This is a genomic window from Autumnicola lenta, assembly GCF_031846515.1.
In the GTDB taxonomy this organism is placed as follows: Bacteria; Bacteroidota; Bacteroidia; order Flavobacteriales; family Flavobacteriaceae; genus Autumnicola; species Autumnicola lenta.
Genome location: NZ_JAVRHO010000013.1, coordinates 12,092 through 25,585 on the forward strand (window position 1 = coordinate 12,092; position 13,494 = coordinate 25,585).

Annotated in this window: 14 protein-coding genes; all 14 read left to right on the forward strand. The window is 40.3% G+C overall.

Annotated elements, in window-relative coordinates; translation table 11 throughout:
* Positions 1-20 precede the first annotated feature (20 nt).
* Complete coding sequence (locus tag RM545_RS10310; protein ID WP_168025987.1) at positions 21-356, forward strand: P-II family nitrogen regulator; 336 nt, start codon at positions 21-23, stop codon at positions 354-356.
* 269 nt (positions 357-625) lie between these two features.
* Positions 626-913 carry a cation efflux transmembrane domain-containing protein gene (locus RM545_RS10315; RefSeq protein WP_168025986.1) on the forward strand — a complete coding sequence of 96 codons (288 nt, stop codon included), beginning with the start codon at positions 626-628 and terminating at the stop codon, positions 911-913.
* A 259-nt stretch (positions 914-1,172) separates the two neighbouring features.
* A complete protein-coding gene (locus RM545_RS10320) occupies positions 1,173-3,725 on the forward strand; it encodes a heavy metal translocating P-type ATPase (protein WP_168025985.1) in 2,553 nt (850 codons plus the stop codon).
* On the forward strand, positions 3,712-4,164 hold the full coding sequence (locus RM545_RS10325; RefSeq protein ID WP_168025984.1) for an OsmC family protein: 453 nt from the start codon (positions 3,712-3,714) through the stop codon (positions 4,162-4,164). The genes RM545_RS10320 and RM545_RS10325 overlap by 14 nt, the downstream gene beginning before the upstream one ends.
* 72 nt (positions 4,165-4,236) lie before the next feature.
* Positions 4,237-4,896 (forward strand): ribulose-phosphate 3-epimerase, encoded by a 660-nt coding sequence (gene rpe / locus RM545_RS10330; protein WP_168025983.1) that lies wholly within the window; start codon positions 4,237-4,239, stop codon positions 4,894-4,896.
* Between the two features lie 48 nt (positions 4,897-4,944).
* Positions 4,945-5,301, forward strand: coding sequence for a SpoIIAA family protein (locus tag RM545_RS10335; RefSeq protein WP_311495233.1), 357 nt, complete (start codon positions 4,945-4,947; stop codon positions 5,299-5,301).
* On the forward strand, positions 5,286-6,650 hold the full coding sequence (nhaA, locus tag RM545_RS10340; RefSeq protein WP_168025981.1) for a Na+/H+ antiporter NhaA: 1,365 nt from the start codon (positions 5,286-5,288) through the stop codon (positions 6,648-6,650). The genes RM545_RS10335 and nhaA overlap by 16 nt, the downstream gene beginning before the upstream one ends.
* A 214-nt stretch (positions 6,651-6,864) precedes the next feature.
* Positions 6,865-7,230, forward strand: a complete 366-nt coding sequence (locus RM545_RS10345) for a SpoIIAA family protein (RefSeq protein ID WP_168026017.1) — start codon at positions 6,865-6,867, stop codon at positions 7,228-7,230.
* A gap of 76 nt (positions 7,231-7,306) precedes the next feature.
* Positions 7,307-7,483, forward strand: coding sequence for a hypothetical protein (locus RM545_RS10350; protein ID WP_168025980.1), 177 nt, complete (start codon positions 7,307-7,309; stop codon positions 7,481-7,483).
* A gap of 424 nt (positions 7,484-7,907) precedes the next feature.
* Positions 7,908-8,534 carry a cation diffusion facilitator family transporter gene (locus RM545_RS10355; protein WP_168025979.1) on the forward strand — a complete coding sequence of 209 codons (627 nt, stop codon included), beginning with the start codon at positions 7,908-7,910 and terminating at the stop codon, positions 8,532-8,534.
* Between the two features lie 127 nt (positions 8,535-8,661).
* A complete protein-coding gene (locus RM545_RS10360) occupies positions 8,662-8,838 on the forward strand; it encodes a hypothetical protein (RefSeq protein WP_168025978.1) in 177 nt (58 codons plus the stop codon).
* A gap of 354 nt (positions 8,839-9,192) precedes the next feature.
* Positions 9,193-10,509, forward strand: a complete 1,317-nt coding sequence (locus RM545_RS10365; protein WP_168025977.1) for an APC family permease — start codon at positions 9,193-9,195, stop codon at positions 10,507-10,509.
* Between the two features lie 378 nt (positions 10,510-10,887).
* On the forward strand, positions 10,888-11,679 hold the full coding sequence (locus RM545_RS10370) for a cation efflux transmembrane domain-containing protein (RefSeq protein WP_209309364.1): 792 nt from the start codon (positions 10,888-10,890) through the stop codon (positions 11,677-11,679).
* Between the two features lie 629 nt (positions 11,680-12,308).
* A complete protein-coding gene (locus tag RM545_RS10375; protein WP_168025976.1) occupies positions 12,309-13,319 on the forward strand; it encodes a sodium:calcium antiporter in 1,011 nt (336 codons plus the stop codon).
* Positions 13,320-13,494: the final 175 nt, after the last annotated feature.

The following is a 13,494-nucleotide window of genomic DNA, read 5'->3' on the forward strand; positions in this document are numbered from 1 at the left end:
CCTTAATACAAACTATAGCGATGAAAGAAATAAAAGCATTTATAAAACCAAAAAGAGTACAAAAAGTAGTTGAAGCCCTTAGTGATAGTGGCTTTAATAGCATGACCCTTTCGCAAGGGGAAGGGACCGGTGCATTCAAAGCCAAAGGTGCCAGCCCCTCCCTTGATTTTCGCATTACAGATAGTCCCGTAGTGAAACTGGAACTGGTGTGCCAAAATGAAGAAGCACGAAAAGCAATAGACATCATAGTCGAAAATGGAAAGACAACGGATCCTGGCGACGGAATTATTTATGTTTCAGATATTGAAGATGCGTTTCAAATAAAGACGGGAAAATCCATAAAGAAATTTGATTGACGGGGAGCAACAACAATAAAATAAGTCCTGTAAAGGAAGTTCTAACTGTTTGTCTTACTAATGGGATTTCCTTTTCAGGCATAATTTTTTGTAGCTCGAAATTAAAAATACAGGAAGTAATAAAGGAGACATATAGATGCCATAAGGAAAGTTGTAACTTATAACTGAAAAGAAGAAATGATCTATGAATGATTTTTTGACTGTTCTATTGTTTGCAGCCATGCCTGCCTTAGGAAATTTTGGCGGAGGTATGTTGGCAGAATTTATAAATGTTTCGGGCAAAACCGTTAATCTATACCAGAACCGCCTTTTTTCTCAACCTGACCTTTACGGTAGTCGAATTGATTGGTGGTTTTCTTTCGGGCAGTATTGCCATAATGGCTGGTTCACTGCATGATTTTGCCGATTGCCTTTCTTTAGGGGAACCTGAAAAAAAGACAAGAAATTATGAGGAGGCGAAAAATTTTTATAGCGATTCTAACAGGTGTGGTCTTTGGAATATTGATCATGCAACCGCTGGTTCTTTCCCTACAAATGAATTATTTACAGGGAGATGAAAATTGGTGGAAGTACCTCCCTGAGAGTTACCAGGAAATATTCAATTTTAGTGATAAAAATCAAATCTTGATGAACCTTCTTTTTGCATTGCTGGGGATAGCTCTTGCTTTCATGGTCGCTGTAAGAAAAAGGATATTTAAACTTAAAAAACAAAGTAGAAGTTCAAGGAGGTGAAGGCGCATTAATTAAAAGATCATCGCCAATTTAAAGATTTCAGCGAGAGTTTACCGGACAAGAATCGAAAAACCGATAGAAAAAATGAAAAAAACGCAAGTAAAACTGCCAATACTCCTGCCGGAAGTTCCCGATGAGAACGATCAATGTGTGCAGAGGCTAATGGATCACCTGCAAAACAGGGAAGGTATTGAAAAGGTGCATATTGTTTCTGAAAAAGAGGATGATACCCCTCAGCTTTGTTTTCATTACGATCCCGACATTATTTCCATTGCCCATATTACAAAACTCGCAAAACAGGCAGGGGCATCATTGACCAATGAATTTGGACATACCCTGTTGGAGGTTGAGGGAATACGACATGCAAGGCATGCGAGGAAAATTCAAAATGCCCTGAGAGGATTGGAGGAGATAATGGAAGCCTCGGTATCCGAATCGGGAATCGTAAGGCTGGAATTCATAAAGGCTAAAACTGATGAAGAAGATTTTCGTCAAATCCTGAGGAACGAAGGCCTGAAAATCAAGACTGCCAAAAAGAATAAAAAAGTGCCTCCTGAAACGGCTGAAACCCATAAACATTCCAACAAAGAGGCAGAGCTTAAAGATGAAGGCCACGCTCATGACCACGGGGGTATTTTAGGAAAAAATACTGAGATGTACTTTTCCATTATTTGCGGGGTGTTATTGGGCACCGGTTTTGGCCTTTCCTACCTGGAAACTGTGCCCGAATGGGCAAGTTTGGCCTTGTACATAGGCGCCTATTTCTTTGGGGGCTATTACACGGCAAAAGAAGCCATTGAAACGGTTGCCAAAGGAGGTTTCGAAATTGATTTCCTTATGCTGGTCGCGGCCATCGGGGCAGCCATTCTGGGAGAATGGGCAGAAGGGGCTTTGCTCCTCTTCCTATTTAGCCTGGGCCATGCACTGGAAAATTACGCCATGAACAAGGCGCGAAAATCTATTGCAGCTTTAGCAGACCTTGCACCTAAAACTGCTCTGATAAAACGAGATGGAAAGACGCAGGAAGTAAAAATAGAAGAGCTTCAGATAGGTGATATTGTTGTAGTGAGATCCAACACCAAAATTTCTGCCGATGGTGTTGTTGTTAATGGCAATAGTAGTGTGAACCAGGCACCCATCACCGGTGAGAGCGTCCCTGTGGATAAGTCCCCCGTACCCGATCCTGACAGGGACTATTCAAAAGAAAGCGAAATAAAAGAAGAACATCGGGTTTTTGCGGGAACCATCAACGGCAATAGTACCCTGGAAGTAAAGGTGATAAAAACCTCTCAGGATTCTACACTGTCAAGACTGGTGACATTAGTGAATGAAGCCCAGACACAGAAATCACCTACCCAATTATTGACTGATAAGTTTGAAAAATATTTTGTGCCATCGGTTTTGGCCCTGGTGGTTTTGCTGAATTTCGCCTTTCTGGTCATTGATGAACCTTTTAGTGAGAGTTTCTACAGGGCTATGGCAGTTTTAGTGGCTGCCAGTCCCTGTGCCCTGGCCATTTCCACACCCAGTGCTGTACTTAGCGGAGTGGCTCGTGCAGCCAGGGGTGGTGTTCTGGTAAAGGGAGGGCGGCCCCTGGAAGACCTTGGCGTGCTCACCGCTATTGCTTTTGACAAAACCGGTACCCTTACTGAAGGCAAACCAAAGCTCACCAAAGTTATCACTTTAACGGACGTAAGTGAAGAGGAACTGCTAAAAACAGCTGTAGCTGTAGAGGCTTTAAGCAACCACCCCCTTGCAAAAGCAGTGGTACGGGACGGCAAAGAACGCCTGGGAAATGCACAATTTCCGGAAGCAAGTAATATGGAAGCTGTTTTAGGAAAAGGTATAAAAGCCAGCCTCGGGGAAGATAAGGTGTATATGGGGAATCTTGAGCTCTTTGAAGCCCTCGATGATCAAAAGCCTTCAGAAGAAATCGTTGAAAAAGTAAGGGAACAGGAAGCCGCAGGGAACACGACAATGTTGATACGCAGGAATGAGGAGTATATTGGAATTATTTCCCTTATGGACACTCCACGGGAAGAAGCTAAAGCCACCTTGGAGGAGCTTAAAAAAATCGGTATTAAACGTATGATCATGCTCACCGGGGATAACCAAAAAGTGGCTGATGCGGTGGCCAAAGAAATTGGCCTTACCGATGCCTGGGGAAGCCTGCTTCCCGAGGAAAAGGTAGATGCTATTAAAAAATTAAAGAAACAGGAGGACAAAGTAGCCATGGTGGGCGATGGAGTGAATGATGCTCCCGCTATGGCACATAGTACCGTGGGTATTGCAATGGGGGCAGCAGGATCTGATGTAGCTCTGGAAACCGCCGATATAGCCCTGATGGCCGATAAACTGGAAACGCTGCCCTTTGCAATAGGTTTGAGCCGGAAAGCCAAAAGCATCATCAAACAAAACCTTTGGGTAAGCCTGGGGATTGTAGCTTTATTAATTCCGGCCACTATCTTCGGGTTTGCCAACATTGGTATAGCAGTACTGGTTCACGAAGGTTCTACATTATTGGTAGTGGGCAATGCTTTGAGATTATTAGCTTATAACAATAAGAAAACTGCCTTTCCCGGAGGCCGTATAAAACAAATTCATGAATTAAAACAAGAAAATAATGTCAGAATTTAAAGTTAAACTAGAATGGAAATCCGATTCCGAGGATTTCTCCTATAAGAATTATACACGTACCCATCAATGGATCTTTGGAGGAGGCTCGCAAATTACTGCATCTGCAGCTCCAGAGTATTTGGGGAAAGCTGAATTTGTCAATCCTGAAGAAGCCTTCGCTGCTTCCCTCTCCAGCTGCCACTTATTGACTTTTCTGGCTATTGCCTCCTTTAAAAAGTATATTATAAAGAGTTACAAAGATGAAACCGTTGCTGTGGTTGAGAAAAACAAGGATGGTAAACAGGCTGTGACCAGGGTTTTTTTACGGCCCAAAGTAGAATTCTCGGGGGAACATATACCTGATGAAGAAGAAATGAAAAAAATGCACCATAAAGCACATGCTGAGTGTTTTATCTCTAACTCTGTAATAACAGAGATTGTGTTGGAACCTGTTTTATAATTTTCTTCAGGTAGATTTAGTGTGTAAGGGTTTTAGTTTGAATTTTGAACTAGCCGATAAAATATAGTTGATATGAAAAATCTCATGGTTGCCCCTTCCATTCTTTCGACAGATTTTGCCCACCTGGGCAAAACCCTCGAAACTATTAATAGAAGTGAAGCAGACTGGCTGCATGTGGATGTAATGGACGGTATGTTTGTTCCCAATATCTCCTTCGGAACCCCTGTTTTACAAGCTATTCATAAGCACAACAAGAAACCGGTCGAGTTGCACTTAATGATTGCTCAACCTGAAAGGTATTTGGAAGTTTTTTCTAAATATGGGGAGCAAATTACGGTGCACGCCGAGGCCTGCCTTCATTTGCACAGCGTGGTGCAACAAATAAAAAACCTAGGTTGTAAAGCAGGGGTAGCTTTAAATCCGCATACCTCTTTAGGAAGCCTGGAATACGTCATCAAAGATTTAGATACAGTTTGCCTAATGGCTGTAAATCCGGGTTTTGGCGGACAAGATTTTATTCCCGATACACTGGAAAAAATAAAGGAATTAAAGCAATTGATACAAAGAAAAGATGCAAAGGCCTTTATTGAAGTAGATGGAGGGGTTAACAGGAATAACGTGAAGGAAATTTTGAATTCAGGAGCTGATGCTGTTATAGCAGGAAGTAGTATTTTCAATTCCAATGATCCCCTTAGGGCAATTCAGGAGCTTAGAAACCCCCTAATAAGGTAACTAATGTTGTAAAAAGGAATAAATTAAATAATAATTAAAAGAGGAGTTATGCTACAAATATTGGGACAAACAGAAGGGAATTTAATAGCCACAAGGGCAACAGGAAATTTGACTGAAGCCGATTACGATAAGCTATTGCCCCTGCTGAACAACATAGTGGAGAAACATAAAAAAATTCGCTGGTATTTTGAAATGGAGGGTTTTGAAGGATGGAAACCAAAAGCCTTTTGGGAAGATTTGAAATTCGATGTCCAACATGCCAACAAATTTCAAAAAGTGGCCATGGTAGGGGATGAAAAATGGGAAGATTGGATGACGGATTTGATGAAACCTTTTACCTCTGCCGAAGTAAAATTTTTTGAAATAAACCATGCAAGCGAAGGACAAAAATGGATAGAGAAGTAAAAAAGGAATCTACCCCTATAAGCTACATGAAGGAAACTGGCCGAAAATTCCTTGACCGGGAAACCGCAGGCGGCCTTCTGCTCATTTTTGCTACTTTGGTCGCTTTGGTATTGGCCAATACCGGTGTGGCCGATATATACCACCATTACCTGACTGATGAAATTGTTATAGGGGCATCGGAGCACCTGGAAATTTCCCTTTCGGTGGAAGAATGGATCAACGACGGCCTGATGGTAATCTTCTTTCTGGTGGCCGGTCTCGAATTGAAAAGAGAAGTAATGGTAGGAGAGTTGTCTAATTTCAAAAAAGCTTCCATGCCTATATTTGCTGCCCTGGGTGGCATGCTCGTACCGGCTTTACTTTTTTTCCTATTCAACCTTAACATGCCTACAGCCAAAGGCTGGGGTATTCCCATGGCTACCGATATTGCCTATTCCCTTGGAATACTGGGTCTCTTAGGAAAGCGGGTGCCTGTGCAGTTAAAGATATTTCTGGTAGCTTTGGCCATTGCCGATGATATCGGTGCGATTCTGGTCATTGCCATTTTTTACAGCAGTCAAATAGCCTGGATGAACCTGCTGATTGCAGGAGGGGCTCTGCTAATACTGGCCATATTGAACAAGACAGGGATAAAACACCTGTCTTTGTATATTTTACTGGGAATTGTATTATGGCTGGCTTTCCTTGACTCCGGAATACATCCCACCCTGGCCGGGGTGCTGTTTTCCCTTACCATTCCCATTAAACCGAAATTAGAAAGTGGGGATTTTCAACAACGGACAAAGTCCCATGTGCAGGAGTTGGAAAAAATTGACCTGGTAAACACCCATCTGCTCACTGATAAGAAGCAACAGAATATTCTGGAAACAATTCGAAATGACACGAAGCACACCCACCCTCCCCTGCTGCGGCTGGAAAATGCGCTTACCGGTTTCAATGCCTTCTTTATCATTCCGGTCTTTGCGTTGGCCAATGCAGGAGTAGAACTCAGTCTTGGAATTTCAGAAGTACTATCAAGTCCTTTGGGTCTCGGAATTTTAACAGGATTGGTGCTGGGGAAAGTATGCGGCATTACCGCCTTCTCCTATTTAGGTGCTAAACTGGGCTTTGCCCGCCTGCCGGTAGGCCTCCGCTGGAAACATATTGTAGGAGTCGGGCTGATAGCCGGTATCGGGTTCACCATGTCCCTGTTTATCACGAACCTGGCATTTGCAGATGAAAACCTTGTTCAGGTAGCGAAAATAAGTATCCTGCTTGCTTCACTTGTAGCAGCCATAGCCGGTGTGCTTGTGCTTAGTCTGGGGAAGACCCGGAGCGCTAAGCAACAAGAGCTGGGAGAAGTTTTTTAAGGTTTTTTGTGAAAGCCAGAGCATTGTCAAAACAAAAACCGGAAGGAGTTGGTCATTTTAAGAACTTTAAAAGGAACTAAAATGCAACTAATATTAACATTGAGTCCTATGGGAACTGCTCTAGTTGGAGAGGCTAAGTATATGTCACAGTAATTTTGAAGATTTTACTGTGGTAGACAAATTAGAAGTATTTTTAAGTAAAATATTAAAAATTATGATAAACCTTTTAAATTCAGATAGAGACAACCTTATAGCCGTGGAAGTGAGCGGTAAGGTTTCAAAAGAGGAAGTGGAAAATTTGCATCCGCTTATCGATAAAATTATTGCTAAAAACAATAAAGTGGATTTTTATTTTGAACTGCACGATTTCTACGGTTACGATTTGGAAGGATTGTGGGCAGATCTAAAAATAGATGCTGCACATATTTCCGACTACGGAAATATGGCTATTGTTGGAGATAAAATATGGCAGGAAAAGACTACAAAGGTTTTAAATTTCTTTTCAGGCTCTCAAATAAAATACTTTGATTTAAACGAAAAGGATACGGCCAAAGCCTGGATTGGTTTAGTAAAGGCGTAGTCTTCAGCAAAAATCCTTCTTGAGATAGAAAACTGTCAACAAACAGGAAAAAATTGTTCAACAAAAATAACTCATTATGGAATGGCTATTTGAAGATTTTAAAACAGATTTGGAATCCCTGAACCCGCCAGTCAGGGAAAAAGCTCTTGAAATAGCTAACGAGCTTGTGAAAGAGGAAAAGTATACAAAAAAAGAAGCGATAACCGAAGCCATTAAACAGGCGGAAGAATGGTTTTATGATCTGGAAGGATGAAATCTAAGGCATAAGCCAATAACTTTCCTGTGAACCCTATCAGAAAGTATTGGTCAAAGTGGAATGTAATCGCTGTTTCCTAAAAAGTAGACCTAATCTTTGGGTTGTTGTGAACAATATTAAAACTTAAATTTCAAAAAATGGAAAAATTTGATGTAACTATTATAGGATCTGGCCCGGGCGGAAAATTTGAAAACGTGTTCAATTAAAATTTTCCGTGGGCTTTCCCCGGAGAATTTTGCCATTTGAAGAACAAACATTAGACAAACGATTCTGATAGGGAACAAAGAATGGCAGGGATGGTGAAAAACCTGACGGAGCCGCTTTTTACCCCTGGGATCTGCTTCTTTAAATCACCTATGAGAATAAAGTCCATAGGTGGCTCAGAAGCTAAGCTTACAGAATTTAAACATAAAATAAAATTATGGCAGACAAGGAAAGAAAAAAATATTTAAGAAAAGCAGAGACAGTTCAAAAGTACAATGTGTTTTATGATACCATTGAAGTAGGTGTGTCCTTAACGGCTGGATTTACGTCCGGTAGTGCAGCCTTGATTGGCTGGGGGCTCGACAGTGTTATTGAAGTTATTTCGGCAAGTACCCTCTGGTGGAGGTTACATGGTGAAATTCATGATATTAGTGATAAACGGGTAAAGAAAAGAGAAAAAATCACCCTCTACGTAATTGCTACTTCTTTTTTAATTGTTAGTACTTTTATTACCTACGACTCTATAACAAAGTTACTCAACAAAGAAACTCCTTCCTGGAGTACTTTGGGATTAATAATTTTATTGGTTTCACTCGTGGTTAACCCTATCCTGATTTGGTACAAATTCAGGTACGGTAAAAAGCTGGACAGCCAGGAATTAATAGCCGACTCCAAAGATACCTTTGTGTGTTTGTATCAAACCATTGCTGTATTGGGAGGTTTACTGGCGGTTCAGTATCTAGATTGGTGGTGGGCCGATCCGGTGGCTGCTCTTCTGATTGTTCCTTATGCCCTTAAAGAAGGATGGGAGGCTTTACAAAATGGAAGAAAGGTTGAATATTAAGGATTAAATAATGGATCTCCACTCTTTCATTAATTAATTATAATGCGGAAAAGTGCTCCACGATTATTTTTTTCTAATTTATAGGAGTGAAGCTTTCAGTAACTTTTGATAGCAAAAAAATAAAACAATGAAAGGAGCAGAACAATTTGAGGAATTTCACCAGCGGCTTAGTGTTCTTGATGAAGAAGTGCGGGAAGCAGTCTTAAACTATGCTGTCTCTTTCTACCAAGACAGAAATTGCACTAAAGAGGAAGCATTGGAAATGGGAATTGCAAAAGCTGAATTAGAGAAAAGGAATCTATAAAACGAGAAAACGTTGACGAATGTTCAAAATATTGGAAGAAGCCTTGTTCTTAAGGAGAGGAAGCCTTTGCGATAAAAGAAACGGGCATAAAAACATTTGTTTTTCCAGGCAATTTTCTTTACTAGCAAAAGTAACATCAAAAATGCCGTTGGTGTTTAGTTTTGACATTTTAAGTAAAATGCTATTGGAGGATTTAAATTAACCTTAAACATATCAGTGACATTTAAACAATCCTTGAGTGGGTAAAAAGCGTAAAACAGATAATATTTTACTGAAGTTTTTTTACCTCGACAGATTTTGATTTCCTGATTATTTAAAAGAATTAGCATTTAAATGAATTTAAAAAGTTAAAGTATGGCTGAACTAAAAAAATCATTAGGAACTTTAAGGCTCACCTTTTATGGTGTGGGCACGATTGTAGGCGCAGGAATTTATACTGTTATTGGTGCCGCAGCCGGGCAGGCGGGTTATGACCTTTGGCTCAGTTTTATTTTGGCCGCAGTTGCCGCAAGTTTCTCTGCGGTATCTTATGCGGAACTATCCTCAACTTTTCCCAATGCAGGTGCCGAATTCATCTTTTTAAAAAAGGCTTTTCCTAAGATCCACATCCCCTCGTTTCTTACCGGCTGGACCATTGCTTTTCATAGTTCTGCTACCATTGCAGCAGTATTACTGGCTTTTTCGGGATATCTTAATGTGTTCTTTCAATTTCCTTCATTGTTGATTAGCTACGGGGCTTTAATTTTACTTGCTTTAATCAGCATCACAGGAATAAAGAAATCCTCTACCGCCAATATTTTTATGGTGAGTATTCAATTACTCGGGCTGTTGATTCTAATAGTAGTAGGACTAACAAGCACAGGTGCACCGGAAAAAGAGTTTTTTCAAATTGAATCCTTTGAAAATACCCTGGCAGCAACCGCCACACTCTTTTTTATTTATACCGGTTTTGAGCATATGGCGGCTTTGGGCTCGGAAGTAAAAAATCCCGGAAAGACAATCCCCAGGGCTTTTTTATTGACAATGCTCATTACTACAATTATTTATTTGTTTATTTCTTTTACGGTTTTGAACATCAGCAATCCCTCTAAATTGGCCAATGAGGACTCCCCCCTTTCAGTTGCTGCATCGAATTTGAATTCCTGGCTCCCTGTTGTATTGGCGGTTGCTGCACTGTTTGCAACTGCCAATGCTGCCTTTAGTGGAATTATCTCTATAAGCAGGTTATTGTTTGGGATGGCAAAAACCGGCGAACTTCCGACATTTATAGAAAAAACCAACAAGCAAAAAGTGCCCTGGGCGGCAACATTGATTGTTCTTGTGGCAGTTGGCGCTTTCCTCCTCCTTGGAGACATAAAAACAGTGGCAGGAATGTCTTCTTTAGGAGCTTTACTAGTCTTTATAGCAGTCAATATTGCACTTATAGTTTTGAGGTATAAGGCCCCCGAGCAGGAAAGACCGTTTAAAGTACCATTATCCCTTGGTAAATTGCCTGTTTTGCCCATTTTGGCCATTTTAATAAGTGCAAGTCTGACAATCCAGTATCAATGGCAGGTATATGCTGCTTTTGGGGGGGCTATAGTAGTGGGTGTTGTACTACATTATTTTTTGGACAGGAAACCCAAAAAAGAATTAAAACCGGAGGAAGAGAAGGAGCTGTTCGGCCATTAAAACTTCTAAAGCGAATTACTATGGTGTGGACATTGGGAGATTTTCAAACTGAATTTGGAATCCAAAAATAAAGAAGAAGGCACTCGAAATTACCAGTCAACTAATAAAAAACGGAAATTTTTCAGAAAAGGTATACGGGTGAAGCTATAAAAGGAGCTGCAGAACGGTTTTATGATTTAGCAAAATGAAAACAAGAACACAAGAAGGTAACAAAATGACCCTTGATTAATAAAGAATGAAAGATCAAAAACAAAAAGATTATTTGAAAAACAGCGAGAAAAGTACAGAATATCAATGTTGTTTCCATTTCGGTAGAGACAGTAGTATCTTTAGGAGTGAGTTTTTGAAAATAATTTTGTGGTACTAAATAGAATTTAAATGAAAAGATCAAATTTTACCATTCAGAAAATGGATTGTCCTTCTGAAGAGCAAATGATCCGGATGAAATTAGAGGCTTACCCTCAAGTAAAATACCTCGATTTTGATATACCCAATAGAAAATTGCAAGTGTATCATTTGGATGGCATTGAGGATATACAAACATCAATAGCCAGTTTAAAGCTTGGGGATACACTTCAGGGAACCGAAGAAGCCGAGCCTCCCGTATGGGAAGACCAATCTAAACAAAAAAATATTCTTTGGTGGGTCCTGGGAATCAATTTTGGTTTTTTCATTATCGAAATGACCACGGGGTGGATTTCGTCTTCTATGGGTCTTATTGCAGATTCCCTGGATATGCTGGCAGACTCCATAGTGTACGCACTAAGTCTGTTCGCGGTTGGTGGTGCTATTTCAAGAAAGAAGAAAGTGGCAAAGTTTAGCGGGTACTTCCAAATGGCACTGGCGACATTTGGATTTATGGAAATTTTAAGAAGATTCTTTAGTGAAAGTGAAATACCAATGTTTCAATGGATGATCATTGTTTCCATTTTTGCCTTACTGGGCAATCTTATTTCGCTTTGGTTGATCAACCAAGCCAAAAGTAAGGAAGCGCATATGCAGGCGAGCGCGATTTTTACTTCTAACGATATTATTGTAAATGGCGGGGTAATCCTGGCCGGTGTGCTGGTATATTTTCTCGATAGTAAATGGCCCGATTTGGTGATTGGTGGAATCGTGTTCACTTTTGTAATGCGCGGTGCCCTTAGAATTTTAAAAATATCCAAGTGACGGGGCAAGATGTATTTGAGATTATAAGAAGAGACTTAAAATACTCTTTGAACATGTAAGATTATCTGCCAAACAATATACCGATATATTCACAGATAAAAACCCATGATAGAATAGGTATTTTCCAAAGAACGCATATTGTGAAGAAACTATGAATTAAAATTGAAGCAATTGCTCTGTTTTCCGAAGAAAATCATTTAAAAAAGCCAGTTTCAAGAAAAAAGAAAGCCAAATGACTGTAGATCCAAAAACCAGAAGGAAAATAAAAAAGATAAAGAATAAAAAATCCCCGAAAAGTAAAATTACCAGAAAGGACAGAATAAATGGAATTTTAATGCTTATAGGCTTATTTGTATTAGCATTTTTATTTTTTTGGTTTGTTTTGAAAGACTTACAAGGCTAATTTTTCTTGGAATTTGTTTTTAAGGTTTGGAAGAAGAGAAATAAAAAAGGTTCTAACAGAAGTTTAGGAGAAAGTTCCTTTATCTTTTTTTAAACTGGGATAATTCTCTATTCGGTTTTAATTAAGGCTAAGATAAGTCTGAGAAACTATTTCGCAAGAAAGGATGTTCATCAGCTAGAAAAACGAAATTTATTTTGAGAACTTAAAAAAATCTTTAAAAGCAGATATGAGTACATGGATCTGGGCATTGGTTTTGCTTGCTGCCGTATGGCTGGCAAATTGGGGCGCAGAACATTTAGCAACACCTTTAAAAAAACTAAGGAAGCAATGGGGCTTTTCTGTGGCTGCCGGAGGAGCCCTCGTAGGGATAGCTTCGGCAAGCCCTGAAATAGGAGTTAACATTGCCAGCGCTGTTACAGGTGTAGGCGATATAGGTTTAGGGACAATGCTGGGCTCCAATGTTATTGCCATTCCTCTAATGGTCATCACGGCTTATATAGCTACAAGGAATCTGAAGAAAAAGAAGGCTGAAAAAAACCATGGACAACATATCAAAGAGCAGCTGCTAAAAGTAGACCCAACCGCTGTCACCGTACAGGCTATCCCTTATTTGGTAATTGTGGCGGTAGTGGCGATACTCACCGTTCCTAAGCAGTGGCGGGGTTTACAGCCTGTGGATGGTTGGATCATGCTGGGTTTGTATGTAATTTTTCTTACCCAGGCCCTTTTAAGGGGAAGAAAAGAAAAGGAAAAAATAGAATGGAAAAAAAAAGAAATCTGGCTGGCAGTGGCAGGTGTAGCTGCTCTGGGGCTGGGGGCCTTTTTTACTGTTCGAGCTACGGAGAATTTAGTTGCCGCCTTTGGTATTTCTAAAGTGGTAGGTGGTTTATTTATAACAGCGCCTATGGCTGCGCTTCCTGAAATCTTTGCCACCTGGAGTGTAGCCAAAAGCGGGCAGATAACCTCTGCCGTCACTAGTGTAATAGGCGATCATGCGGCTACTTTAGCAGTAGCATTTTTGCCCCTTGCCCTGGTAACGGTACCGGTTGAAAATTTCCCTTTGTTCATTACCGTCCTAAGTTTTGTGGGCCTTGTAGCTATACTTTATGCTGCTTTTATTCACTGGGGAAGTAGTGAAGGAGAGCATGGCTTTAAACGCTGGCAGGTTTATACCTTGGGTGCTGTTTTATTTGTTTACGTGGCGGTTGTTCTCTTTTGGGTGCTGAACTATTTTTAGCAGTGGGCAAAGTAGTATTTAAGCCTATAGACCATTCTATTAACCGTTTGTTTTTTCAGAGATATGCTAAAGATTACAAGTTACCCACAAAAGAACTTAATCGAAACAGTTGCCATAGCAAAGTTGACTGAAGCCGATTGGGTACGGGTAAAAAAAGGGAAAGGATCACCCTGTA

Excerpts from the sequence above, each read along its gene's own strand:
- RM545_RS10320 (WP_168025985.1), top strand. The coding sequence starts at position 1,173 with ATGAAAAAAACGCAAGTAAAACTGCCAATACTCCTGCCGGAAGTTCCC.
- RM545_RS10325 (WP_168025984.1), top strand. The coding sequence starts at position 3,712 with ATGTCAGAATTTAAAGTTAAACTAGAATGGAAATCCGATTCCGAGGAT.
- RM545_RS10345 (WP_168026017.1), top strand. The coding sequence starts at position 6,865 with ATGATAAACCTTTTAAATTCAGATAGAGACAACCTTATAGCCGTGGAA.
- RM545_RS10350 (WP_168025980.1), top strand. The coding sequence starts at position 7,307 with ATGGAATGGCTATTTGAAGATTTTAAAACAGATTTGGAATCCCTGAAC.
- RM545_RS10310 (WP_168025987.1), top strand. The coding sequence starts at position 21 with ATGAAAGAAATAAAAGCATTTATAAAACCAAAAAGAGTACAAAAAGTA.
- rpe (WP_168025983.1), top strand. The coding sequence starts at position 4,237 with ATGAAAAATCTCATGGTTGCCCCTTCCATTCTTTCGACAGATTTTGCC.
- RM545_RS10335 (WP_311495233.1), top strand. The coding sequence starts at position 4,945 with ATGCTACAAATATTGGGACAAACAGAAGGGAATTTAATAGCCACAAGG.
- RM545_RS10365 (WP_168025977.1), top strand. The coding sequence starts at position 9,193 with ATGGCTGAACTAAAAAAATCATTAGGAACTTTAAGGCTCACCTTTTAT.
- RM545_RS10360 (WP_168025978.1), top strand. The coding sequence starts at position 8,662 with ATGAAAGGAGCAGAACAATTTGAGGAATTTCACCAGCGGCTTAGTGTT.
- RM545_RS10370 (WP_209309364.1), top strand. The coding sequence starts at position 10,888 with ATGAAAAGATCAAATTTTACCATTCAGAAAATGGATTGTCCTTCTGAA.
- nhaA (WP_168025981.1), top strand. The coding sequence starts at position 5,286 with ATGGATAGAGAAGTAAAAAAGGAATCTACCCCTATAAGCTACATGAAG.
- RM545_RS10315 (WP_168025986.1), top strand. The coding sequence starts at position 626 with ATGTTTCGGGCAAAACCGTTAATCTATACCAGAACCGCCTTTTTTCTC.
- RM545_RS10355 (WP_168025979.1), top strand. The coding sequence starts at position 7,908 with ATGGCAGACAAGGAAAGAAAAAAATATTTAAGAAAAGCAGAGACAGTT.
- RM545_RS10375 (WP_168025976.1), top strand. The coding sequence starts at position 12,309 with ATGAGTACATGGATCTGGGCATTGGTTTTGCTTGCTGCCGTATGGCTG.